Source organism: Rhizobium sp. SVR5-9E, from assembly GCF_056755095.1.
In genome coordinates, this window is the sequence record NZ_JBNDHS010000042.1 from 1 (window position 1) to 23,204 (window position 23,204).

Sequence of the window (23,204 nt, forward strand, 5' to 3'; positions counted from 1 at the left end):
CCCAGCGCGTGATGCGCACCACGGCATCGTCGAGAAGAAGCGTGGCAAGGGCAGGCGGGCGGGCGCGGTACTGGCTCATTATCTCTCCGTCGGCTTGGATAGCGCAGGCCCAGACCTAGCACGGCCGATAGCGCACAGAAATATGGCTTAAGGCGCAAGTTAGTGATTGTGAGGCAGCCGGACCTTTGCTAATCAGGCGTCGCTTCGGCAAGCGGGATTCCGCTCTCATGCTCTGGTGGGGCGTCGCCAAGCGGTAAGGCACCGGTTTTTGGTACCGGCATTCCCAGGTTCGAATCCTGGCGCCCCAGCCATTACTTCTTCAGCGTCTTGGCATATGATTCCAGCACGGCGTTCATGCGGGTCTGATAACCTTTGCCGAGCGACTTATAGGTATCCAGCACTGATTTCTTCACGCGGATCGTGACCGGCTGCGTGCGGTCCGGCTCGACAAGCCGCGCCTCGCGCCAGAAGTTTTCGTCCAGCTCTGGAATATCGCTGAAGTCGATATCCTCGTCGCGGAGAGCGGCGAGTTCCTCAGCGCTCAGTTCTTTTTTGTATTTCGTCTTCATAACGTTTCCTTTCGGAGCGGCTGGCCGGTCGCGCAGATATAATCTTCTTCCGGCCATCTCGGTCGGTATGGACGACGGTGAGAACGGCCAGATTACCGATTGCGCCGATGCTGATCTCGCGAACTTCGCCGTAATCGAAACGGCTGTCGGTCACCGTGAAGACGAAACCTTCGAAAATCCGGCTGGCTGTCTCGAAGCTCACGCCGTGCTTGCCGATATTGTTGAGGTTTTTGCCTTCATCCCATTCGAACATGCGATTTGGATGTTATAACAAATTGTATGTACGAGAAAGGGGTGGCACAAACAAAAACAGGCGGCCTTTCGGCCGCCCGTCTCAAATCGAAGCTTTAGCCCGGATCACTGCCCCGGCTGCGCCGGCGCCAAAAATTCCCCGCAGTAGGATTTGCTGTTTTCGCCCGGGATGTCGCCCATGGTGCGGATGCTGCGGATCGTATAGCTGGAATCGGTGGTGACCTGGGCCTGGCAGCGCAGGTAGAGCGTGCGGGCGGCACTGACCTGCCTGCCGCGCTTGCCGTTTTCGCCATCCTCATATTTAGCCGGGACGCGAACGGTCTTGTAGCCGCCCTTCCAGGTGTAAACGGTGGCCGAGCCGTCTTCGGTGTCGGCGATCGGCGGGCCGTAGGCGGCGAAGAACTTGCCGGCCGACTGGCCGACCCAGCGGGCTGAAATAGGATCGCTTGCAGAAGGTATGGTCGTGCAGCCGGCAAGCGCAATGGCAAGCCCGGCCGCGGCAATGGTGCGGAGTGTCATTTAATCGTCCCTGAATTTATTGCGCATTGAGGGCGCAAACCATTGCTGGCCAACGGTTTCCGCGTGTCCCGCGAGCCCTTTAGCGCGGAACCCGGCAAAAGAAAATTGCCTCTGCTTCGCAATTGCGAAATTTGCTGCGGGTGTGGCTTTTTGTTGCAGTTTTCACGCGCTCGAGTGCCGTCACGCCACTGTAAAAAAATGCCGCCGGTTTTTGAAATTTGGTGCTTGCGCAACGGGATGGGCCGGTCTATAGAGGCGCCGCTGGTCACGGAGTGTAGCGCAGTCTGGTAGCGCACCACGTTCGGGACGTGGGGGTCGAGTGTTCGAATCACTCCACTCCGACCAGCCGAAAAGCCTTTGTTTTTCAGGGCTTGCATCCCGAAAGAACCTTTCTCCGAAAAAACCATTTCGTGACAACGGACCGATCGCGGACCGTTGGAGCAGTTATAACGCGTTCGCTGCCTGTTGTTGGAGCTCGGACTAGCATGTGCGTATGGGCGGTTTTCAGACTTGAGACCTTATGAATCTTGTCCCGCGCGCTGCCGACGCCGAACACGAAGACTCCACCCAAGATCACTAGGGCGAGTATTCACTCGATCGACGTGAATATCGACTTATAGTAACTCGATATTCGATTGCCCGGAATCCTAGTAAAAATCGCTGTATTGTCGGTACGGCCGCCGCAAGATTGTCTGCACCATGGCGAGCAACGCGGCGCGATGATATAGGCAGTTCATGAGCAAGGCAGCACATCGCCGCTGCCGAGGAACGTGAGTTGAGGCGCATTCAGTTGAACTGAGGAGGATGAAATGCTGCGCACGATCCTGCTTGTTGTCCTGATAGTCGTCATGTTCGGCGCCCTACCATATTGGCCCTACATGGCGACGCGCGGGTTCGGCTATGGCCCATCAAGCGTCGCTCTGCTCCTGCTGGCCATTGTCCTCGTGCTGATCAGTTTGAGGCGGATATAAGTGAAGGCGTTGCTTACTGCGGCGCGCCTCATCGCGCGCGCTGCGACGCGACGAAAAAGGGGCCTTTCGGCCCCTTGATCACATTCAGATATCGCTTGCGGCGTTCTTCCAGAGTTCCGCCGCCTCCGCGGCCGTCATCCGGTGCACGTGGGCTTCGTCGCGGCGGTTGGCGAAGAGTTCGCTGGCCATGATCTGGTCGGCGAGATCGGCGGGCAGCGAGAGGATGACGCGCGCGTCGCCGGCATGAAGACCGCCGAGTTCCGAGCGCTTGCTAGTCACCATGCCGCCGGCGACCGTGTTGTTGGTATCCGGATCGATGAGGATGAAGGAGCCGGTGGAACGGTTCTGATCGTAGGGATCGAAGATCGCGGCTTCGTCAAAGGCAAGGCGCACCTTGCCGATCGCGTTCATGTAAAGCCTCTCGGCCGGGTTCCAGGCACCGGTCTTCAGCTCAAGCTGGCTGAGCGGCTGCACCTGCACGCGCTGGCGGCGGCTGCCGCTCTTCAGCCAGTAGCGCTTTCCCGCCTCGATGCCTTCCGGCTGCAGCGCGACGATGTGCGCGTCGAAGGAGAGACCGGTCTGCGGCTGCGCGTCGATCGAGACGATCATGTCGCCGCGCGCGACGTCGACCTGGCGATCGAGCACCAGGGTGATCGCATCGCCTGCGACCGCCGCGTTGCGCACCAGATCGAAGGTGACGATCTTGGAAACGTTGGCGACCATGCCCGACGGCAGGATCATGACGCTGTCGCCCGGCTTCACCGAGCCGCCGGCAACGGTGCCCTGGTAGCCGCGGAAGCTTTCGCCGGGGCGCGAAACGCGCTGCACGGAGAGGCGGAAGCCGACCGTCTGCGAGGAGCGGACGGTTGCAAGCTCAAGCGTCTCGACCAGCGTCGGACCCGTGTACCAGGGCATGGCGGCCTGACCGGAATAGACGACATTTTCGCCCTTCAGCGCCGACATCGGGATCGCGGTGATCTGCTTGACCCCGAGCGAGAGAGCGAACTCCTTGAACTCGTGGGTGATCTTCTCGAACCCAGCACGGTCGTAGCCGGTCAGGTCGATCTTGTTGACCGCCAGCACGAACTGCTTGATGCCGAGGAGCGAGGCGATCGTCGCGTGGCGGCGCGTCTGCTCCAGAATGCCGGCGCGGGCATCGACCAGGAGCACGGCGAGATCCGCGGTTGAAGCGCCGGTTGCCATGTTGCGGGTGTACTGCTCGTGGCCGGGCGTGTCGGCGACGATGAAGGAGCGCTTGTCGGTCGCGAAGTAGCGGTAGGCGACGTCGATCGTGATCCCCTGTTCGCGCTCGGCCTGCAGGCCGTCGAGGAGAAGCGCGAAGTCGGGCAGGCCGAGATCGTTCTGCTTGCCGGTGGAATCGCGCTGAAGCGTTGCGGCCTGGTCTTCCTTGACGGCTTTCGTGTCCCAGAGCAGGCGGCCGATCAGCGTGGATTTGCCGTCGTCGACGCTGCCGCAGGTGAGGAGGCGCAACGGTCGCGAGTCGCGCGCAGCCTTCAGCGGCTCGGCGGCGGGCAGGGCGACGGCGGTTGCAGGTACTGCTGCGGTCATCTCAGAAATATCCTTCACGCTTCTTCTTTTCCATGGAGCCGGACTGGTCGCGGTCGATGGCGCGGCCCTGGCGTTCGGAAACCGTGGCGATTTCCAGCTCCGCTATGACGTCTTCAAGGGTGGTGGCGGTCGAGCGGATCGCCCCCGTCAGCGGGAAGTCGCCGAGCGTGCGGAAGCGGATCATGCCTTCCTGGCGGACTTCGCCGGGCAACAGTTCGAGGCGCGGATCCTCCGCAAGGATCATCATGCCGTCACGCTCCACGAAGGGGCGCTTCTTTGCGTAGTAGAGCGGCACCAGCGGGATGTCTTCCGCCTGGATGTAGCGCCAGATATCGACCTCGGTCCAGTTGGAGAGCGGGAAGGCGCGCACGCTCTCGCCCTTGCGGATCTGGCCGTTATAGACGTTCCAGAGTTCCGGGCGCTGATTGCGCGGATCCCAGCGATGGTCCGGCGTGCGGAAGGAATAGATCCGCTCCTTGGCGCGGCTTGCCTCCTCGTCGCGGCGCGCCCCGCCGAAGGCGGCGTCGAACTGTCCCGCGTCGAGCGCCTTGCGCAGGCTCTCGGTCTTCATGATGTCGGTAAAGGCCGCGGAGCCGTGCGTGAAGGGGGTGATCCCTTCGGCGGCGCCGCGCGGGTTGATGTGCTCGATCAGGTCCAGATCGTACTTCTTCGCGGTCTCGTCGCGAAATGCGATCATCTCCCGGAATTTCCAGCCGGTGTTCACATGCAGCAGCGGGAAGGGCACGCGGCCCGGATAGAAAGCCTTGCGCGCGAGATGCAGCAGCACGGACGAATCCTTGCCGATCGAATAGAGCATCACCGGACGTTCGAATTCGGCCGCTACCTCGCGGAAGATATGGATCGACTCGTTTTCAAGAGCCTTCAGGTGCGGATCGAGCGGCGGTTTGGCGCTCTGTGGATTGTTGAGTTCCGTATCCGGACGGGTGTCGGGCATTTCCTACTCCAATGTCGTCATTCGCGGCGGCAGGCATCCGGAATGAATTTGTCTCGCCTCGGTTCCCGAAGCTGGCCGCAAGATCGCGCTTTTTGCTGATCCGGAAACCGGCGGGTTACTGTTGAGCGGGCTGCACGGCCTCTTCGGCAACGTGCAGGCCACATTCACGCTTTTCATCCTGTTCCCACCACCAACGGCCGGCACGTTCCGGCTCGCCGGGCTTGATGGCGCGGGTGCAGGGCTCGCAGCCGATCGAAGGATAGCCGCGGGCATGCAATGGGTTCACCGGCACGCTGTTGTCTGCGGCGTAGGACTTGATATTGGCGATGTCCCAGTCGGCAAGCGGGTTGATCTTCAGGAGATGGCGCTCGGCGTCGTATTCGGCAAACGGCGTTTCGGCGCGGTTCGCCGACTGGCCGCGGCGAAGGCCGGTGATCCAGATCGTTGCGCCTGCCAGCGCCTGCGCAAGCGGCTTCAGCTTGCGCACGGCACAACAGGCATGCCTGGCTTCGACGCTCTCGTAAAAGCCGTTCAGCCCATATTTCGCAGCGTAGGCGTCGATATCGGCCTGTTCCGGCTCGTAGCGGCGGATGCGAATGTCGTACTGGGTTTCGGTCTCGTCGATCAGCGCCAGCGTCTCCGGGAAGAGGCGGCCGGTCTGCAAGGTCACGACTTCGATCGGCAGGCGATGATTGCCGATTTCAGCCGAGATCACCTGGTCCTCGATACCGAGTGAAGTCGTGAAAACGGCGCGGCCACCAAGACCCGCGACGAGCGACAGTCGTCCGGCAAGGTCGAGGGCGGCGAGCTTGGCATTCAGCGCCTCGGCTTCTTCGATGATATTCACAACAGTCATGGGGGATCCTGTCTCGATGTTGGCCGGAGTATCGCAGCTTGAGGAGGGATCGGACAGAAAAACGGATTTCGAAAGCGGCGCATGCGGGAGCAAATATCTCTCCGAAGCCGCTGCAATGCAGAAAAGCAGCAGCGCCGCACCGACCATCCGCTGGCGCAGCCTTAATCTCTATAAATTTAGTAGGGTTACACACGCGGCCTGTCAATTCGAAATCTGAAGTGATGGCGAAAAAGATGCGGATGGCGCAATTTTGACGTAGAATTCCATCTATTGGCCTCGAGGGGAAAACAAGGCCAAAAACGCTTGTGTCTCAAAGACTTTCGCCGGCGCGTTCAAATTCCGTTCATGCTGGTTGTGCAATAGAGTGCAGGCAAGCTCGAGAAGCGGTGCGGCGAGTCGCATCGCTCGTGTGTGTAACGAGTCCAAAATGATTACGCAGAAGGCAAAATACGCGCTCCGGGCGCTCACGGCATTGGCCGAAGCCGATGCCGGCGAACCCGTCATGATTTCGGACATCGCAGCGCAGCAAAAGATTCCGAAGAAGTTTCTCGAGCAGATCCTGCTCGATCTCAAGCATCAGGGCATCGTGGCGAGCCGCCGCGGCAAGGCGGGAGGCTACCTGCTGCTGAAACCGGCCGACATGATCACCTTCGGCGAAGTCCTTCGCATCATCGACGGCCCGATCGCGCCGCTGCCGTGCCTGTCGATCACCGCTTACCGCAAATGCGACGATTGCGACGGCGAGCAGAATTGCGAAATCCGCCACGTCTTCGCCAAGGTCGCTGATGCGACGCGCAAGGTGCTGTTCTCGACGACAATCGCCGATGCGGTCGCCGCGCCCACCAAGGTCGTGGAAGTCGCCCGGCTTCTCGCCTAGCCTGCCGCCTCTTCCTTCTCCACGGCTCGCCGGGCCCTGATGGCCGCGGCAATGAAGACCCGCGAAAGCCCGTGATACAAGGGTTCTCTGGACAGGACACGCGACGTCACGTAGCCGATCATCGAGACGGCCATGATTGGGATGACGGCCTGATGGTCACCCGTCATTTCTAGGATGATGACGAAAGCCGTCATCGGCGCCTGCACCACGCCCGAGAAATAGCCGGCCATGCCGAGGATTGCCGCAAGCGCGATGCTCGTTCCGAGCAGCGAACCGACCGTGCTGCCGAAACCCGCGCCGACCGCCAGCGACGGTGCGAAGATACCGCCCGGAATGCCGGACATCATGGATAGGAAACTGGCGGCGAGCTTTTCGATGAAGAAGAGCAAAGGGAGCGCTTGCCCTTCGACGGCGCCCTTGGCCTGCACGTAGCCGGTGCCGAAGGTTGCGCCGCCGGATGCGATGCCGATGACCGCAACCGCAAGCCCGCAGATGCCCGCAAGCGCCAGCATGCGCTTAAGAGGCTGGGGGTGCGCCCAGCGGCGGATGCGCTGGCCGAAATGCAGCGCAAAGCCGCTGAAGCCCGCACCGAGCGCACCCCCACCGATGCCGCAAACGAAAATAAGGCCCCAGTCGCGCAGGTCCGCGGGCGCCGCAGATGCTTCGCCGAAATAATTGTAGCTGCCTGCAAGCCCGAGCGCGGCAAGCCCGGAGAGGATGACGGCGGTCAGCACGAGGCCGTTCGCTCGCGACTCGTAGGTGCGGCCCATCTCTTCGATGGCGAAGACGATACCGGCAAGCGGTGTGTTGAAGGCCGCCGCAATGCCCGCCGCCGAACCAGCAAGGATGAGGCCCCGCGCCTGCGCCATGCCGCCGAAGCGGGCAACCGCCAGCATGATAGAAGCGCCGACCTGCACCGTCGGCCCTTCACGGCCGATCGAAGCGCCGCAGAACAACCCGAGCACGGTCAGCAGGATCTTGCCGAAAGCGATCCGCAGGGAAAGCAGCCGGGTGCGATCCTCCTCATCCCTCAAGTGCCGGGCGGCGATCGCCTGCGGAATGCCGCTGCCCTGCGAATTGGGAAAGAGCGTTGCCGCAAGATAGGCGGACAGCATGAAGCCGAACGGCGAGAGAACGAGCGGCAAAAGGTAAGTCCATTTGCCTGCAGATGTGATCCCGGTGAACGCATTCTGTGCCAAGTCTGCGAGCTCGGCAAAGCCAACGCTGATCACGCCGATCGCCAGCGCGCCGCACCAGAAGACCAGCCGCGGGCGCCAGAGCGAAAACGAGCCCCAGAAAACGCGGGAGCGGCGGAAAAGCTTGGACTTTCGATAGGAGGCGGGCATTTCGACACTTCAATGAGCGAGACTACGCATGAGTTCTAACGCCATTGCGCACATGAAATCACCCCTCGCTTCAAGATTTGGTGAAATACCCTTGAAAGCAGTTGCCGCGCGCCAATTCGGACCTGTTCACCAGGGTAGGGAGAATGGAAATGCGTGTCGTATCCACGAGGCAGATCATATCCACAAAGCAGATAGTGTTCGGCGCAATCCTGGCGGCGGCCTTCGCAACCGGTGCTGCAGCTCATCACGGCTGGTCATGGGCGGAGGCCGAGCAGATTGAGTTGAGAGGGACGGTTGAGACGGTCTCCATGGGCGGTCCGCATCCGTCACTTGACGTTGCGACCGCCAACGACGGCCTCTGGCGCGTCGAACTCGCCAATCCGCGCCAGACAGAGCGCTCCGGCTTCGTCGAGGGCTCCGCGAAAAAGGGCGATCCGATCATTGCCATCGGAAACCGCTCGCTGGATGCCAATGAAAAACGCATGAAAGCGGTGCGGATCACCGTCGCCGGGAAGCGCTACGATATCTATCCCGAGCGAATCCAGACGAATTGACCGCATGGCGATCGACCTTCTGGAATGGCTGACGGCTACGCCGCTCGCGGTCGCATTGCGGCGCTCGGCGATCCTCTACATGTTCGTCAACGCCGCCCATATTCTGTCCATCGGCTTGCTGATCGGCGCGATCCTGCCGCTCGATCTGAGGCTGGTGGGCTTTTTTCCGTCGGTGCCGCTTGCGGTGATCGGTCCCTTCCTGTCGCGCGCGGCGGCAATCGGCCTCGCCGCCGCGATGGTCACAGGCTTCTGCCTCTTCAGCGTCCGGCCGATGGAATATGCTCAAAACCCGGCGTTTCTTGCGAAGCTCGGGCTGCTCGCCCTCGGTGTTTTGAACGCCGGCATCGTGCACGCCGGACATGCATGGCGAAAGGCGGTTGCCGGAGCCGTCACGGCGGCGCGCTTGTGTATCGGCGCCCTGATATCGGCCGTGACGTGGCTCGCAGCCGTCGTCGCCGGGCGCTGGATCGGCTTTATCTAGACTTGTTTTTGCGTCATGATATACATATCATATATCAGAATGACGGTGATCCTCATGCGAACTCTGATTGACATTGGTGAGTCTGAACTGAAAGCTCTGGATGAAATGGCCAAGAGCGAGAACGTTTCTCGCGCTTCGCTTATCCGTAAGGCTTTGAGCGACTTCCTGAATCGCCATGATCGTATCAAAGAGGCAGAGGCGTTCGGGCTCTGGGGCAACAGAACGGTCGATGGGCTCGAGTACCAGGATAAAATACGAAGCGAATGGTGAAAGCACTCTTCGATACGAACATCCTTATCGATTACCTGAACGCCATCCCGGAGGCCCGCGACGAGCTTAGCCGCTATGAACGTCGCGCAATCAGCATCATCTCGTGGATGGAGGTCTTGATTGGCGCTGCTCCTGAGGTCGAGGCGGCGACGCGGGGCTTCCTGAACGGCTTCAAGATCATTGCGGTTGACAATGCCGTTGCAGAAGGTGCTGTCCGCTTAAGGCAGCTTCATCGGATCAAGTTGCCGGACGCGATCATCTGGTCCACCGCCGATACCCATTCTCTGCTCCTGGTGACGCGTAACACCAAGGACTTTCCGGCGACCCATCCCGGCATCCGCGTCCCCTATCTGCGTTGAACTACCGGTCGCTCACCGCCCAGCGCGGATTGATCCATGGCTCCTGGTTGGAGCGCGGCAGCGGCTGCCTGCCGAGGATATGGTCGGCCGCCTTCTCGCCGGTCATGATCGAGGGACCATTGAGATTACCGTAGGTCACGTGCGGGAAGATCGAGCTGTCGGCGACACGCAAGCCGTCGACGCCGATGACACGCGTCTGGGGATCGACAACCGCCGTCGGATCGTCCTTGGCACCCATCTTGCAGGTGCCGCAGGGGTGGTAGGCGCTTTCCAGGTGCTCGCGCAGGAAGGCGTCGATCTGCTCGTCGGTCTGCACGTTCTCGCCCGGCTGGATCTCCGGTCCGCGATACTGGTCGAAGGCCTTCTGGCCGAAGATTTCGCGGGTGAGGCGCACACAGTGACGGAACTTCTCCCAGTCTTCCGGGTGGCTCATATAGTTGAAGCGAATGACCGGGTCGGCCTTCGGGTCCGAGGAGCGCAGTGTGACGTTGCCGCGCGACTTCGAGAGATTGTAGCCGACATGCACCTGGAAGCCGTGGCTCTTGGCCGCCGCCTTGCCGTCATAGCTGATTGCGACCGGCAGGAAGTGATACTGGATGTCAGGCTGCTTGACGCCGGCCGCTGAGCGCAGGAAGGCGCAGGCCTCGAACTGGTTCGAGGTGCCGAGCCCGGACTTTGTGAACATCCATTGCGCGCCCGCAACACCCTGCCAGAACCACGGCAGCCAGGAATAGAGCGAGACGGGCTTGGTCGAAACCTGCTGGAAATAGAATTCCATGTGGTCCTGCAGATTGGCGCCGACGCCCGGCCGGTCAGCCTTCACGTCGATGCCGTGTTCCTGAAGATGCGCGCCCGGGCCGATGCCTGACAGCATCAAGAGCTTCGGTGAGTTGAAGGAGGAGGCGGAGACGATCACCTCGCGGTTCGCCTTGATCACCTCGACCTTGCCGCCGCGCTCGATCTCGACGCCAACAGCCCGGCCATTCTCGATCACCACCTTGTGGGCGTGACCATAGACGACCTCCACATTCGGACGCTTCAGCGCCGGTTTCAGATAGGCGCTGGCTGCAGACCAGCGACGGCCGCCGAAGATGGTCTGCTCCATCAGCCCGAAGCCTTCCTGCTTCGAGCCGTTATAATCCTCCGTCGCCTCGAAACCTGCCTGCTTGCCGGCCTCGATGAAGGCGCGGAACAGCGGATTGCGGAAGCCGCCACGCTGCACATGCAGCGGGCCGTCGGTGCCGCGCCAGCCGTCCTCGCCACCGCGAGAATGTTCCATGCGCTTGAAATAGGGCAGCACGTCCGCATAGGCCCAGCCGTTGGCCCCCAGTTCCTCCCAGCGGTTGTAGTCGTCGGCGTGGCCGCGCACGTAGACCATGCCGTTGATCGATGAGGAGCCGCCGATCACCTTGCCGCGCGGCGCGGTGATGCGCCGGTTGTTGAGGTTCGGCTCGGGCTCGGAGAGATAGCCCCAGTTGTAGCGCTTCATGCTCATCGGCCAGGCAAGGGCGGCCGGCATCTGGATGAACGGCCCGAAATCGGAGCCGCCCGCCTCGATGACGATCACGGTGTTCTTGCCGTCTTCCGAGAGACGGTAGGCGAGGGCGGAACCTGCCGATCCGGAGCCGATGATGACGAAATCTGCTTGCATAGGTCTCTCTTTTAGGTTCGTCCGGGCGGCCCACTCATCCGGCTGCCGCCACCTTCTCCCCGAGGGGCGAAGGGATTTGCCGCGCCCGCCTCATGTCCCCTTCTCCCCTCGGGGAGAAGGTGCCCAAAGGGCGGATGAGGGGGTCTTCATCTCAAAGCTTCAATACGGCGCCTCTACCTTCCCCATGCCGACATAGACCGTCTTCAGCTCCGAATAGTGCTCCAGTGCGGCTGCCGAATTCTCGCGTCCGAAGCCCGATTGCTTGGAGCCGCCGAAGGGGATTTCCACCGGGCAGAGATTGTAGGTGTTGATCCACAGTGTCCCGGCCTCCAGTTGATCGACGACGCGGTGAGCGCGGGTGAGGTCGGCAGTAAAGACGCCGCCCGAAAGGCCGAATTCGGTGGCATTCGCGCGGTCGATCACCTCCGCCTCGTCCTCGAAATCGAGCACGCACATGACCGGCCCGAAAATCTCCTCGCGAGCGATGGTCATATTGTCGGTGACATCCGCGAAAACGGTGGGCTGCACATAGTAGCCCTCGCCGGAGACGTTGTTCGGAAGGCCGCCGCCGGTAATCAACCGCGCGCCCTCCGCCTTGCCCTTCTCGATGTAGGACAGCACCTTCTGGCGCTGCGCCCAGGAAACCATCGGCCCGAGCTGCGTGGCCTCGTCCATCGGATCGCCGATGACGATCGCCTCGGTGCGGCTCTTCAGCCGTTTCAGGAATGCGTCCTTGACTTTCTTCTGCACGAAGACGCGCGTGCCGTTCGAGCAGACCTGGCCGGTCGAATAGAAGTTGCCGAGCATCGCCCCGCCAATGGCGCTTTCGAGATCGGCGTCGTCGAAGACGATCAGCGGTGACTTGCCGCCGAGCTCCATCGTCACATGCTTGAGGTTGGCGGCGGCGGCGGCAGCGACCTTGCGGCCTGTCGGCACAGAGCCGGTGAGTGATATCTTCGCCACGTCCGGATGGTTGACGAGCAGCGGCCCGGTGTCGCGATCGCCCTGGATGACGTTGAAGAGCCCCTTCGGCAGGCCCGCCTCATGCAGGATTTCGGCGATGGCAAGCGCGCCGAGCGGCGTGTTTTCCGAAGGCTTGAAGACCATGGCGTTGCCGGCGGCGAGCGCCGGCGCGCCCTTCCAGCAGGCGATCTGCTGCGGATAGTTCCAGGCGCCGATGCCGACGCAGACGCCGAGCGGCACGCGCTTCGTATAGGCGAAATCGCCGCCGAGCGGGATATAGGAGCCGTTCAGCGCCGTCGCCGCAATGCCGCCAAAGAACTCGAAACTGTCGGCGCCCGATGTCGGGTCGGCGACGATGGTTTCCTGGATCGGCTTGCCGGTGTCGAGCGTCTCAAGCTCCGAAAGCTCGCGGTTCTTCTCGCGCATGATGTCGGCGGCACGCTTCAGGATCCGGCCGCGTGCGGTCGGGCTCATGGCCGCCCATTCCGGCTGAGCCCGCTTGGCCGCGGCGATCGCCTTCTCGACGATCGCGGGCGTTGCGGCATGCAGCCTGGCGATTACCTCGCCGGTCGCCGGATAGATGCTCTCGATGACGCTGCCCGCTTCATCCTCGACATATTCGCCGTCGATGAAGTGCGATGCTTTCGGCTGGGCTTTCATGTCAATTGTCCTTGGATGGCTTGAGGTGGTCGTCCCTTCTCCCCTCGGGGAGAAGGTGGCCTGCAGGGCTCAGGTGCAAAAGTTGCACCGGGGATGAGGGGGCTGCAGTCTCGGCCTTGCGGCCGTTCGCTCCTGCGTCGCTCACCCCCTCATCTGTCCTTCGGACATCTTCTCCCCGCTGGGGAGAAGTGGGAGCGGCCGCTAATAGCGCACTCACATAATCCTCAGTCAGCCCGATCGATGCCTCGATACTGACGGGCGCAGACCTCAGACTTTGGCGGATATAGAGCCCATCGATCATCGCAGCCGCGCCTTCGGCAATGCGCTCTGCGGCATCGGCCGGGCAGAGCGCCTTCAGATTGGCAAGCAGGTTCGACCGCAGGCGGCGGGCATAGATGACGAGGAAGCGCCGCGTCTCTTCGGAACGCTGCGCCTCGGCATAAAAGGCAAGCCAGGCGGCGATCGTCGCCGGCGCAAATTGGTCGGCCTGGAAGCTGACGCGAATGACGGCGGACAGCTTCTCGCGCGGCGCACCCGCCGCCTTCAGCGCCGTCACCGCGTCGTCGCGCAGTTGCTTTAGAAGAGAGCGGATGGTCTCGATCAGCAGCTGTTCCTTGCTGCCGAAATAGTGATGCGCAAGCGCCGGCGAGACGCCGGCATGACGGGCGATTTCAGACATGGTGACGCTCAGCGAGCCGTGATCGCCAATCACCCGCAGCGCAGCATCGACAAGCGCCTTGCGGCGCAGAGGTTCCATTCCGACTTTCGGCATAGTGCGGCCTACTCCAGCAATTCAGACATCTTATTTTTGATTGACTGATCAATCAATAAAAATCTTCTGACGAGTGTTAGCCCGTGCGGGTCCTTTTCGGTGCGGGAATCTGCAGCATATCTACGACCATCAGGAGGTGCGCTCATGGCTGAGGTCTTCAATGGAGAGCCGTCGCCGTCGCTGCAGTCGAAATGGATATGGTTCGTGGGTCTCGGGGTGCTGCTCTTGATCTGCGGGATGGTCGCGCTCGGCAACCTGCTTCTCGCCACGGTGGCATCAGTCTACTATGTCGGGATGCTGATGCTTTTCGGCGGGGTCCTCTATCTCGTCCATGCCTTTCAGGTGCGCGGCTGGGAACACATCCTTTTCTGGGCGTTGAGCGGCGTGCTTTACGTGCTCGCAGGCATATTCGCCTTCATCAATCCGATCCTTGCCTCCGCCGCACTGACGCTCTTTCTTGCGATCGCTCTGCTGATCGCCGGCGTATTTCGCGTCTTTATCGGCCGGCGCATGAAGCCCCTCAAGGGCTGGGGCTGGATCGTGGCAAGCGGTGTGATTACGGCGCTTGCAGGCGTCGTCATCGCGCTCGGTTGGCCGGTAAACAGTCTGTGGGTCCTCGGCCTTTTCCTGGCGGTCGATCTCATTCTCCAGGGCTGGACAATGCTGGCCTTCGGTGTCGGCGTCAGAAGCGCGCCATGACGTGCTCACGCAATGTTTCTTTTTTGACAAGTATGTGATGCCGGACTAAAACTGAAGTACTAAGACACCGGCAGACGACATGCCGGAAAAGATGTCATGACTGGTCATGCATCCCGCGTAGGGCAGGTTCTGCCCAAAAACGAAGGGAGAAATTTCATGCCAATGGTCACAGTTTCCATCTCACCGGTTCAGGCAGCAGGCATCCGCGATGCCGTCGAGAGCGGCGGCTATGCGTCAAGCAGCGAGGTGGTCCGTGAAGCGCTGCGCCTGTGGGATGCCGCCCGCAAGCTGGCAGAATGCCGCGATGATGAATTGACGGAAGAAAACCGGACCAGCGAGAGCCGCTGTGTCGCCGATATGTTTGCCGATCACGAGGCTGAACGTCGGCGCTCGGCTTGAATAGGCCGTTGATCGCGCGGGCGGGACCGCTCGCTCGTTCCGATCAACTATCTTCACAGAAGTTTCACATTCGCGAAAGGGTTCATTGACCCTTCCTGGTCATCTTCACTGAAAACAACAGCTTACAGTGGAGAAAAGGGCAATGTCTGTGGTTGCCGCCGTGGAGCCGGGTGTGTTGCGCCGCTACGCCAGCGATCAGCTCGTTACCCTTGCAAAACTCGTCATCGAAAATGCCTTCCAGCCCATTGTCGAAGCCGGTACGGGCACCGTCTTCGGCTATGAGTCCCTCATGCGCGGGCAGGAACGCATCGGTTTCGAGTCTCCCGTTGAGCTGCTCGATGAGGCGCACCGCGCCAACCAGCTTCTCAATCTGGAGCAGATGGTGGCCAGCCGCGCGCTCGCGAAGTTCGCGACCCTGGGCAACTACGCCAGCTCGACCCTGTTCCTGAACCTCGACGTTCGGCTGATCGCGCGTGGCGATTGCCTGATTGAAAGCCTTCTGCAGCATCTGAAAGCCGCCAATATCCCGCCGTCTTCGGTCTGCTTCGAATTCTCGGAGCGCTTCGACAATACCCGCGTGCCCGAATTCGAGGCGCTGGTCTGCAAGCTCCGCAAGACCGGCTTCAAGCTGGCGATCGACGATTTCGGCGTCGGCCACGGCGAAATGAAGCTGCTGTGCGACTATGCCGTCGACTATCTCAAGATCGACCGCCACTTCGTCGCCGATATCGACCGCAAGCCGCGCAAGCGTCATCTCCTAAAGAACATCGTCAACATCGCCCATGTGCTTGGCACCCGGGTGATCGCCGAAGGCATCGAAACCGAAGCGGAGTTCCTCGCTTGCCGCGAATATGGCGTCGATCTCGTCCAAGGCTGGTTCATTGCACGGCCGACGACGCATACGTCCGAACTCGTGTGGTCGTTTCCGCATCTGCAGGAGCTTGGCAACAGCAAGCGCAACACGCAATCGCTCGACGAAATCCTCATCCGCAAGCAGATCGAGATGCTGCCGACGGTCTATGAGAACGACAGCATCGATACGGTCTTCGAGCTCTTTCGCCGCAATCCGCGGCAGGCCTTCTTCCCGGTCCTGAACGCCAATGGCGAGCCTCGCGGCATCATCCATGAGCATCACCTGAAGGAATATATCTACCAGCCCTTCGGCCGCGATCTCCTGAAGAACAAGGTCTATGAGCGCACGGTTTCGCACTTCGTCGAGATGGCGCCCATTGTGGGTCTCGATTCGGACGCTGAGCGGCTGATGGCGATCTTCGCCAATATGGAGGGCGGCAACTGCCTGATCCTGACGGACAACATGCGCTATGCCGGCGTCGTCTCCGCCGCCTCGCTCATCAAGATCATGAACGAGAAGCAGTTGAAGACGGCGCAGGATCAGAACCCGCTGACCGGCCTGCCGGGCAACCGCGCGATCCTCGATTTCATGCGCCAATCCGGTCTCGATGGCGATGACGTGCGGCATTTCTGCTATTGCGACTTCGATAATTTCAAGCCGTTCAACGACGCCTACGGTTTCCATCTCGGCGATCATGCGATCTCGCTCTTTGCCGCGTTGATGCGCCGTTACTTCTTCGCCGAGCGGCATTTCCTCGGCCATGTCGGCGGCGATGATTTCTTTATCGGCGTCGTCGGCTGGACGAAGGAGGAACTGACGGAGATCCTCGATCGCCTCATCAGCGATTTCCACGAAGACGTGCTCGATCTCTACTCCGACGAGGACCGTGCAGCCGGCCGCATCCGGGGCCACGACCGTTCCGGCACCGAGGCGCTTTTCCCGCTGATGCGTTGCTCGATCGGCGTGCTTGAGCTGCCAAAGGGTCTGGTGATCGACGACATCAACCGGGTCAGCGCCGAAATTGCGCACATCAAGGCCGAAGCGAAGGAGAGCGCCGACGGGCTGCTCCTCCATCGGCTAGGCGAGGCGAATTGACGCCTCTGCGACTTCCCTTCTTTCCAAGCACCGGCCGCTGAATTATCTCCTGCGCTATCGCAGAAGAGGAGACCGGTTATGCCACTGCCAACCAACATGCGTTTCGTCGATCTCCCGAGCTTTGGCGCGCCTGAGGTCATTAAGATATCGGCCGGACCCATCCCGGTGCCGGGCGAGGGGCAGATCCTCGTCCGCGCGCAGGCGATCGGCGTCAACCGCCCGGATGTCGCGCAGCGCCAGGGGATTTACCCGCCGCCGAAGGATGCAAGCCCCATTCTTGGCCTCGAGCTCGCCGGTGAAGTGGCGGCCGTCGGCCCGGGTGTTACCGGATATTCGGTCGGCGACAAGGTCTGCGGCCTCGCCAATGGCGGCGCCTATGCCGAATATTGCCTGCTGCCGGCCGGCCAGGTCTTGCCGTTTCCAAAAGGCTACGATGCGGTGAAGGCCGCAGCTCTTCCCGAAACCTTCTTCACCGTCTGGGCCAATCTCTTCCAGATGGCGGGCCTGACGGAAGGCGAAAGCGTCCTCATCCACGGCGGCTCCAGCGGCATCGGCACCACGGCGATCCAGCTCGCCCGCGCCTTCGGCGCCGAGGTCTATGCGACCGCAGGTTCGAAAGAGAAATGTGAAGCCTGCGAAAAGCTCGGCGCCAAGCGGGCCATCAACTACAAGGCCGAAGATTTCGCCGAAGTCATCAAGGCCGAAACCGGCGGTCAGGGCGTCGACATCGTGCTCGACATGATCGGCGCTGCCTATTTCGACAAGAACATCGCCTCGCTTGCCAAGGATGGCTGCTTGTCGATCATCGCCTTCCTCGGGGGAGCGATGGCCGAGAAGGTCAATCTCACGCCGATCATGGTCAAGCGTCTCACGGTCACCGGTTCCACGATGCGCCCACGCACGGCCGAAGAAAAACGCGCCATCCGCGACGATCTTCTCTCCCAGGTCTGGCCGCTTCTCGAAACCGGAAAGCTTGCCCCCGTCATCCACAAGACCTTCGCTTTCGAGGATGTCGTCGAGGCTCACAAGCTGATGGAAACGAGCGGTCACATCGGCAAGATCATGCTGCGTCTGTGACCGCTCGCACGTCGCTCACCGGGCCTGCCGTTCGGTGGACGACGAGAGGGTCAAGGACGCTGCGATGGCGATGAGGCCGGGAAGTGCCATCAGGGCATAGAGCCAGTGCGCTGCCGAGATGCTGCCGGCAACGCCGCCGGGCGTGACGAGCCCGGTACCGTTGGCGATGACGCCTGCGATCGCCGCGCCGAAGGCGCTGCCAAGCGATTGCACGGTCGAGATCGCCGCCGATGCCTTGTCCTGTTCGGCGCTGCTGACAAGGCGCAGCACCTTCGTGACCAGATGCGCCCATCCGAGCCCGACGCCGAAGCCCATCAACAGCATAGCGACGGCTGCCGGCCCGAGAATGGCGAGGCTTGCAACCTGATTGTCCCGCGCAAGGAAGATCGCAAGGCCTACCGTGGCCAGCGCCTCGACGATGCATCCGGCGATAATCGCATTGCTGGCGCGCCTGCCCGTGAAGGAGGCGCTGAAGAAGGCGGCAAGCGTCCAGCCGAGGGCGACAAGCGCGGTGAGATACCCCGAGACCAGCGGCGTCACGCCATGCAGAACCTGCAGGAAGTAGGGAATATAGATATCGCTGGTGAGCACCAGCAGCAGCGCGAACATGGTGAGATAGACGCGCGCGACCGGCTTTGCGAGCGTGACCGCGCCGGTCGGCAGAAGCCGGTTGGTGCCGCGCCGTTCGGTCACCAGCATCAGCGAAATGGCGATGACGGAGAGGGCAATCAGCGCGGCCTTCGTCCCGGTATGCTCGACCGTGCCTGCGATGCTGACGAGAAGCACAGCGGCAAGAAGCAGGCAGATCTGCAGGATCGGCGTCTTGCCATGTGCACGGTCATCCGTCGCCTTCGGCAGCAGCCATGGTGCAAGAACCGCCATCAGGAGACCGAGCGGCACGAGGATGATGAAGGCGTATCGCCAGGCACTCCCTTCCGAAAACAGGCCGCCCGCACTGGGACCCAGCAGGGTCGCAGCACCCCAGATCGCGGCATAGAGGGTGGATGCCTTCGGCCAGAGCGGCTCGGGATAGGCAAAGCGGACGAAGGCATAGGCAAGGGCGGCGAGAATCCCGGCGCCGAAGCCCTGCACGGTGCGCCCGGCGAGGACCACTTCCATGACCGGTGCGGCGGCGCAGACGAGGCTGCCCGTCCCGAAAATCAGGGCACCGCAGACATAGGCGCTGCGCAAACCCATGCCGCGCGGCCGCATGGCGACGAAGATCGAGCCGAGCACGGCAGAGGCAACATAAAGCGTCGTCACCCAGGCAAGCAGCGGCAGCCCGCCGATATCGCGAACGATCGAAGGCGCAACGGTGGCAGTGATGTAGCTCTCGACCGCATAAAGCGTCACGCCGCCGCCGAGCATCAGTGTCGCCGGCAGCAGGGACGGCGTGAAAAGCTGAAATACGGAGTTCTGCGATGCGGCAGTCTGATCGACACTGCTCATAAGATTGCCTCGAAATGTTTTCTCTAGCGGGCCGTTATTTTCCAAGTTATAAGTTGGAAATTACACGCTTGGCTCTTTAAAGCAAGCGATGACTTGGAAAAATAGATGCGTCAATCGCCTGCCAACCGTATCCTGCTTCTGCTGAAGACCGAAGGCCCGCAACTGGGTGTCGCCGTCGGCGAGCATCTCGGCATTTCCTCCGAAGCTGCCCGGCAGCAGTTGACGAAGCTTGCAGAGGAGGGGCTCACCGAGCCGGTGGCGGAGCAGGGCTCCGGCCGCGGCAGGCCGAAGCAGCTCTGGCAGCTGACCTCGGCAGGACACCAGACCTTTCCGGACGGCCATGCCGAATTGACCGCAACCCTTCTCACCACGCTCGTCGGGACGCTCGGCGAGGATGCGCTGGACGCAGTCATCTCCGCGCGCGAAACCGAAACGGTGAAGCGCTACCGCGAGGAAATCTCCGCATCCGATCTTGCCGCGCGTGTCCGCCAATTGGCGGCGATCCGGACACGAGAGGGCTACATGGCCGACAGCTGGATGGAAGAGGACGGCTCCTTCATGCTTGTCGAAAACCACTGCCCGATCTGTGCTGCCGCCACCGCCTGCGCAGGCTTCTGCCGCTCGGAGCTCGAGACATTCCGCAGCATTCTTAATGCAAAGGTCGAACGCGCCGAGCACATCCTCGCCGGCGCCCGTCGCTGCGCTTACCGGATCAGCGCCGACTAGGCTCGCGGACACAAGAAGGTATGCAATTGCGCCGCGCCCGCAGCCGAAAAGACGTTGCTTTATCGGTGCAAGACGCTATGCCTTGGCATCCCCAAATCGATCCGGATTTCTGTCCCATGTCCAATCCCGTCACTGTCGAAGTTACACGCGGCTCGCTCGTCGAAAGCCGCCATCGCGGCGCGGTGGTCGCAGTCGACGGGGATGGCAGGATTGTCTTTGCGCTCGGCGATATTGAAGCCGGTGTTTTCCCGCGTTCGGCCTGCAAGGCCATGCAGGCGCTGCCGCTGGTGGAAAGCGGTGCCGCGGATGCCTACGGCTTCGGCAACAAGGAGCTCGCGCTCGCCTGTGCGTCGCACAGCGGTGAGGATGAGCACGTGGCGCTTGCCGCCTCCATGCTGGCGCGCGCCGGCCGCGGCGTTGAGGCGCTGGAATGCGGGGCCCACTGGTCGTCGGACCAGAAGACGCTCATCCATCAGGCGCGGACGATAAAGGCGCCGACGTCGCTGCATAACAATTGCTCCGGCAAACACGCGGGCTTCGTCTGCGCCTGCTGCCACCAGGATATCGATCCGAAGGGTTACATCGATTACGACCATCCGCTGCAGCGGGAAATCCGCGCGACGATGGAAAGCCTCACCGGCGCCGTGCTCGGCCACGACAATTGCGGCACCGACGGCTGTTCGATCCCGACTTATGCCGTGCCGCTGCGCGGCCTCGCGCATGGTTTTGCCAAGATGGCAACCGGCCATGGCCTCGAGCCGCTGCGCGCCAAGGCCTCGCGCCGTCTTTTCGATGCCTGCATGGCCGAACCCTTCTATGTCGCCGGTACCGGCCGCGCCTGCACGGAACTGATGCAGATCGCGCCGGGCAAGATTTTCTGCAAGACGGGCGCCGAAGGCGTGTTCTGCGCGGCAATTCCGGAGCAGGGAATTTCGATCGCTGTGAAGTGCGAGGACGGAACGACCCGCGCCGCCGAGGCGATGGTGGCCGCAGCCCTTGCCCGGTTCTTCGAGAAAGGCAGCGACGTCCACGCCAAGCTGATGGCGATGGCCGTCAGGCCGATGCACAATTGGAACGGCATCCATGTCGGCGATATTCGCGTCACGGCTGCGCTCTCCGCATAGTCCGTGCCGTTGCGGCACAGGCGATTGTGGATAATCAGTAACTACTAATATGCATTAAACCAAATTCAGCGAGAGTGGATGCGCAATGGCGCATTTATCCTACCATGGCGCGACGTTCGACCCGTGCCATGAGGGCAGGATATGTTTGCAGGCCGCTATCTCTGGTGGATGCTGATCGCCGTCGCGGTCTTCCTGTTCTTTTCGATGTGCTTCGAGTACGTCACCTGGGCTGTCGTTGCGATATCTGGCTGCGCCGAGATCGCCGGCTCCTGCGGGCCGATCGCTCTCACGATGTCGGGTGCGATAAAGCCTGCCGGCATCGGGCTTGCAGGGGCAATCATGGTGTTCTGCACCTTCGCCCGCTTGCGCTATCTCTCGGCGAGCTGGCTCTGGGCGCTCGTTGCGCTCATCTGGTTTTCAGCAGCGGCGGCCTTCCCGGGCATTCTCGCCGCCGGCTGGACGGGTCAGTTGCGGCCGGAAATGGTCGTGGAAGGTCTCCCGTCGGCCTTCCTCTTCGTCACCGTGTTCTGCGGCTATCTCGTCATCCCCTTCGAAGAGGGGAAGACCGTTCCCTTCGGCCAATGGGCCTGGCTGCGGGCCGTCACCTGGCTTGCCGCCGCCTACGGCGTGCTCACGGCAATCGCCGAGACGGAAGGCTTCGGCGCCATTCCCGCACGCATGCTCGGCATGCCCTGGATCGCGTCCGCGATCGCCGCGGTCCAGCCGCGCCTGGCCTCAATCCTCGATCTCGGCTCCGGCGGTATGACGCCAGCCTATGTCGTGCTCGCGATCTTCGTGGCGGCCCTTGCCGCAAGTCTGCTGCCGCAGGACGTCGCCCTGCTGCGCGCCCGGCTGGGCGCAACCTTTACGCTTCGAGGATTGCGGCGTTGAGCGCCCGGTATGGGGCAAGCCGCTCCTCCGGCATTCCCGCTGAAACGATCAATCCCGCCACCTCCGAAATGCCAAGCACAGGGCAGGGCGAGACGAGATCGAATTTCTCCTCGGTCAGCAGCACATGTGTTTCCGCCGAGCAATGGGCGATATGGCGCTTGATGGCCGCCTCCTCGAAATCACCCGTCGACAGCCCGTGCACCGGATGGGCGGCGGTCACGCCGAGGAAGAAGATATCGGGCCGGAGCTGCGAGATCGCCGCCATGGCCGCCGCGCCGGTCGCCACCATCGAATGCTTGTAAAGCCGCCCGCCTGTCAGGATGACCTCGGCAGAGGGGTGATGCTCCAGTTCCGCCGCGATCGTCGGGCTATGCGTGGCGACGGTAATGGCGATGTCTCGCGGCAGATGCCGGGCGACCTCCGCGGTGGTCGTGCCGCCGTCGAGGAAGATCATCTGTCCCGCCTTCACCATCTCCGCCGCCCTGGCGCCGAGCCGCTGCTTGGCCTCCGACGCAACGCTGCGCCGCGCCGAAAAATCCGGCAGGTTCGGCGCAATCGGCATCGCGCCGCCGTGGACCCGCCTCAGCAGTCCTTCCGCGGCCATCTCGCGCAGGTCGCGCCGGATCGTGTCTTCGGACAGCGCGAAATCCTCGGCAATGCGCTTGGCAATGACCTGGCCGTCGCGGCGCAGGATGTCGAGGATCAAGTTTTTGCGTTGGGTGGTCAGCATCGCTCTGCACGAGATTACATGAAACGGCATGATAATGCCCGAAATGACTCGACATTCAAGAAAATTCGCGCAAAATCGTGAAGTCCCGTGCATGAGGCCGGGAGTGAGGGAGTCTGACAATGTTGATTTTGATTGCGGGGCCATACAGGTCCGGAACCGGCGACGATCCGGCAAGAATGGCGGCCAACCTGAAGCGGCTGGAAGAACCATCCTACGCGCTCTTCAGGGCGGGCCATGTGCCGATGATCGGCGAATGGGTGGCACTACCGGTCTGGAATGCCGCCGGCGGCAAGTCGATCGGCGACGATCTCTACGAGGAAATCTTCCATCCCGTCGCCCACCGGCTCTTGCAGCTTTGCGAAGGGGTGTTGCGGCTGCCGGGCGATTCCAAGGGCGCGGATAATGATGTCCGCATCGCCCGGGAGCGTGGCATTCCCGTCTGGTACAGGCTGGAAGACGTGCCGGGATGCGCCAAGGCGGCCTGACCTGAGGGGCGGAAACGGCCCCATTTCATCATAGGCGGCAAGTCGCGGTTGC

Annotated in this window: 25 protein-coding genes, 2 tRNA genes and 2 pseudogenes; 16 read left to right on the forward strand and 13 right to left on the reverse strand. The window is 61.9% G+C overall.

Annotated elements, in window-relative coordinates; all coding sequences use genetic code 11:
* A pseudogene (locus tag ACPYOJ_RS18885) lies at window positions 1-79 on the reverse strand (cupin); the annotation flags it as partial.
* 157 nt (window positions 80-236) lie between these two features.
* On the opposite strand from ACPYOJ_RS18885, the gene ACPYOJ_RS18890 reads away from it, so the two are divergent.
* Window positions 237-311 (forward strand) — tRNA-Gln (locus ACPYOJ_RS18890).
* On the opposite strand, the gene ACPYOJ_RS18895 is transcribed toward ACPYOJ_RS18890, so the two are convergent.
* From ACPYOJ_RS18895 to ACPYOJ_RS18905, 3 genes are all read right to left on the reverse strand, one after another.
* On the reverse strand, window positions 312-569 hold the full coding sequence (locus ACPYOJ_RS18895) for a BrnA antitoxin family protein (RefSeq protein WP_481417625.1): 258 nt from the start codon (window positions 567-569) through the stop codon (window positions 312-314).
* A complete protein-coding gene (locus ACPYOJ_RS18900) occupies window positions 535-822 on the reverse strand; it encodes a BrnT family toxin (RefSeq protein WP_481417626.1) in 288 nt (95 codons plus the stop codon). Before ACPYOJ_RS18900 ends, ACPYOJ_RS18895 begins: the two co-directional genes overlap by 35 nt.
* Window positions 823-926: 104 nt before the next feature.
* Window positions 927-1,340 (reverse strand): hypothetical protein, encoded by a 414-nt coding sequence (locus ACPYOJ_RS18905; RefSeq protein WP_168828677.1) that lies wholly within the window; start codon window positions 1,338-1,340, stop codon window positions 927-929.
* A 268-nt stretch (window positions 1,341-1,608) separates the two neighbouring features.
* Between ACPYOJ_RS18905 and ACPYOJ_RS18910 the strand changes: the two genes are divergently transcribed.
* Window positions 1,609-1,685, forward strand: a tRNA-Pro gene (locus ACPYOJ_RS18910).
* A gap of 464 nt (window positions 1,686-2,149) precedes the next feature.
* Window positions 2,150-2,311: a DUF3309 family protein gene (locus ACPYOJ_RS18915; protein WP_481417627.1), complete on the forward strand. Its 162-nt coding sequence runs from the start codon at window positions 2,150-2,152 to the stop codon at window positions 2,309-2,311.
* 84 nt (window positions 2,312-2,395) lie between these two features.
* On the opposite strand, the gene cysN is transcribed toward ACPYOJ_RS18915, so the two are convergent.
* From cysN to ACPYOJ_RS18930, 3 genes are all read right to left on the reverse strand, one after another.
* Complete coding sequence (cysN, locus tag ACPYOJ_RS18920; protein WP_168828679.1) at window positions 2,396-3,880, reverse strand: sulfate adenylyltransferase subunit CysN; 1,485 nt, start codon at window positions 3,878-3,880, stop codon at window positions 2,396-2,398.
* A gap of 1 nt (window position 3,881) precedes the next feature.
* Complete coding sequence (gene cysD, locus ACPYOJ_RS18925) at window positions 3,882-4,835, reverse strand: sulfate adenylyltransferase subunit CysD (RefSeq protein ID WP_481417628.1); 954 nt, start codon at window positions 4,833-4,835, stop codon at window positions 3,882-3,884.
* 115 nt (window positions 4,836-4,950) lie between these two features.
* Entirely contained in the window at window positions 4,951-5,691 is a 741-nt protein-coding gene (locus tag ACPYOJ_RS18930; protein ID WP_481417629.1) for a phosphoadenylyl-sulfate reductase, read from the reverse strand.
* 427 nt (window positions 5,692-6,118) lie between these two features.
* On the opposite strand from ACPYOJ_RS18930, the gene ACPYOJ_RS18935 reads away from it, so the two are divergent.
* Window positions 6,119-6,568: an RrF2 family transcriptional regulator gene (locus ACPYOJ_RS18935; protein ID WP_481417630.1), complete on the forward strand. Its 450-nt coding sequence runs from the start codon at window positions 6,119-6,121 to the stop codon at window positions 6,566-6,568.
* Here the strand turns inward: ACPYOJ_RS18935 and ACPYOJ_RS18940 are convergent.
* The gene (locus ACPYOJ_RS18940; RefSeq protein ID WP_481417631.1) at window positions 6,565-7,914 is read right to left on the reverse strand and encodes a chloride channel protein; all 1,350 of its coding nucleotides are present in this window, start codon (window positions 7,912-7,914) and stop codon (window positions 6,565-6,567) included. The two genes, ACPYOJ_RS18935 and ACPYOJ_RS18940, sit on opposite strands and share 4 nt — an antisense overlap.
* Before the next feature lie 149 nt (window positions 7,915-8,063).
* Between ACPYOJ_RS18940 and ACPYOJ_RS18945 the strand changes: the two genes are divergently transcribed.
* Genes ACPYOJ_RS18945 through ACPYOJ_RS18960 form a run of 4 tightly spaced genes read left to right on the forward strand, consistent with a single transcriptional unit; the run spans window position 8,064 to window position 9,578 of the window.
* Window positions 8,064-8,468: a DUF6152 family protein gene (locus ACPYOJ_RS18945; RefSeq protein ID WP_481417632.1), complete on the forward strand. Its 405-nt coding sequence runs from the start codon at window positions 8,064-8,066 to the stop codon at window positions 8,466-8,468.
* Between the two features lie 4 nt (window positions 8,469-8,472).
* Window positions 8,473-8,949, forward strand: coding sequence for a DUF6644 family protein (locus ACPYOJ_RS18950; RefSeq protein WP_481417633.1), 477 nt, complete (start codon window positions 8,473-8,475; stop codon window positions 8,947-8,949).
* 39 nt (window positions 8,950-8,988) lie between these two features.
* Window positions 8,989-9,219: a ribbon-helix-helix domain-containing protein gene (locus ACPYOJ_RS18955; protein ID WP_481417634.1), complete on the forward strand. Its 231-nt coding sequence runs from the start codon at window positions 8,989-8,991 to the stop codon at window positions 9,217-9,219.
* Entirely contained in the window at window positions 9,213-9,578 is a 366-nt protein-coding gene (locus tag ACPYOJ_RS18960; protein ID WP_481417635.1) for a PIN domain-containing protein, read from the forward strand. The genes ACPYOJ_RS18955 and ACPYOJ_RS18960 overlap by 7 nt, the downstream gene beginning before the upstream one ends.
* A 1-nt stretch (window position 9,579) precedes the next feature.
* On the opposite strand, the gene betA is transcribed toward ACPYOJ_RS18960, so the two are convergent.
* From betA to betI, 3 genes and pseudogenes are all read right to left on the reverse strand, one after another.
* On the reverse strand, window positions 9,580-11,229 hold the full coding sequence (gene betA, locus ACPYOJ_RS18965; protein WP_481417636.1) for a choline dehydrogenase: 1,650 nt from the start codon (window positions 11,227-11,229) through the stop codon (window positions 9,580-9,582).
* Window positions 11,230-11,388: 159 nt separating this feature from the next.
* Complete coding sequence (gene betB / locus ACPYOJ_RS18970) at window positions 11,389-12,852, reverse strand: betaine-aldehyde dehydrogenase (protein WP_481417637.1); 1,464 nt, start codon at window positions 12,850-12,852, stop codon at window positions 11,389-11,391.
* A gap of 196 nt (window positions 12,853-13,048) precedes the next feature.
* Window positions 13,049-13,624 (reverse strand): annotated as a pseudogene (gene betI / locus ACPYOJ_RS18975) (transcriptional regulator BetI); the annotation flags it as partial.
* A 144-nt stretch (window positions 13,625-13,768) separates the two neighbouring features.
* On the opposite strand from betI, the gene ACPYOJ_RS18980 reads away from it, so the two are divergent.
* From ACPYOJ_RS18980 to ACPYOJ_RS18995, 4 genes are all read left to right on the forward strand, one after another.
* Entirely contained in the window at window positions 13,769-14,323 is a 555-nt protein-coding gene (locus ACPYOJ_RS18980; protein ID WP_481417638.1) for an HdeD family acid-resistance protein, read from the forward strand.
* Window positions 14,324-14,479: 156 nt separating this feature from the next.
* Window positions 14,480-14,722, forward strand: coding sequence for a ribbon-helix-helix domain-containing protein (locus ACPYOJ_RS18985; protein WP_168828692.1), 243 nt, complete (start codon window positions 14,480-14,482; stop codon window positions 14,720-14,722).
* 142 nt (window positions 14,723-14,864) lie between these two features.
* Entirely contained in the window at window positions 14,865-16,670 is a 1,806-nt protein-coding gene (locus tag ACPYOJ_RS18990) for a GGDEF domain-containing protein (protein ID WP_481417639.1), read from the forward strand.
* Window positions 16,671-16,748: 78 nt separating this feature from the next.
* Window positions 16,749-17,747, forward strand: coding sequence for an NAD(P)H-quinone oxidoreductase (locus ACPYOJ_RS18995; protein ID WP_481417640.1), 999 nt, complete (start codon window positions 16,749-16,751; stop codon window positions 17,745-17,747).
* A 15-nt stretch (window positions 17,748-17,762) separates the two neighbouring features.
* On the opposite strand, the gene ACPYOJ_RS19000 is transcribed toward ACPYOJ_RS18995, so the two are convergent.
* On the reverse strand, window positions 17,763-19,196 hold the full coding sequence (locus ACPYOJ_RS19000; protein ID WP_481417641.1) for an MFS transporter: 1,434 nt from the start codon (window positions 19,194-19,196) through the stop codon (window positions 17,763-17,765).
* Window positions 19,197-19,301: 105 nt separating this feature from the next.
* On the opposite strand from ACPYOJ_RS19000, the gene ACPYOJ_RS19005 reads away from it, so the two are divergent.
* The 3 genes from ACPYOJ_RS19005 (at window position 19,302) to ACPYOJ_RS19015 (ending at window position 21,937) form a co-directional block, all read left to right on the forward strand.
* The gene (locus ACPYOJ_RS19005; protein WP_481417642.1) at window positions 19,302-19,922 is read left to right on the forward strand and encodes a helix-turn-helix transcriptional regulator; all 621 of its coding nucleotides are present in this window, start codon (window positions 19,302-19,304) and stop codon (window positions 19,920-19,922) included.
* A 116-nt stretch (window positions 19,923-20,038) separates the two neighbouring features.
* Window positions 20,039-21,046 (forward strand): asparaginase, encoded by a 1,008-nt coding sequence (locus tag ACPYOJ_RS19010; RefSeq protein ID WP_481417643.1) that lies wholly within the window; start codon window positions 20,039-20,041, stop codon window positions 21,044-21,046.
* A 141-nt stretch (window positions 21,047-21,187) separates the two neighbouring features.
* On the forward strand, window positions 21,188-21,937 hold the full coding sequence (locus ACPYOJ_RS19015) for a hypothetical protein (protein ID WP_481417644.1): 750 nt from the start codon (window positions 21,188-21,190) through the stop codon (window positions 21,935-21,937).
* On the opposite strand, the gene ACPYOJ_RS19020 is transcribed toward ACPYOJ_RS19015, so the two are convergent.
* Window positions 21,912-22,667, reverse strand: coding sequence for a DeoR/GlpR family DNA-binding transcription regulator (locus ACPYOJ_RS19020; RefSeq protein ID WP_481417666.1), 756 nt, complete (start codon window positions 22,665-22,667; stop codon window positions 21,912-21,914). The genes ACPYOJ_RS19015 and ACPYOJ_RS19020 overlap by 26 nt on opposite strands.
* 119 nt (window positions 22,668-22,786) lie before the next feature.
* On the opposite strand from ACPYOJ_RS19020, the gene ACPYOJ_RS19025 reads away from it, so the two are divergent.
* The gene (locus ACPYOJ_RS19025; protein WP_481417645.1) at window positions 22,787-23,152 is read left to right on the forward strand and encodes a DUF4406 domain-containing protein; all 366 of its coding nucleotides are present in this window, start codon (window positions 22,787-22,789) and stop codon (window positions 23,150-23,152) included.
* Window positions 23,153-23,204: the final 52 nt, after the last annotated feature.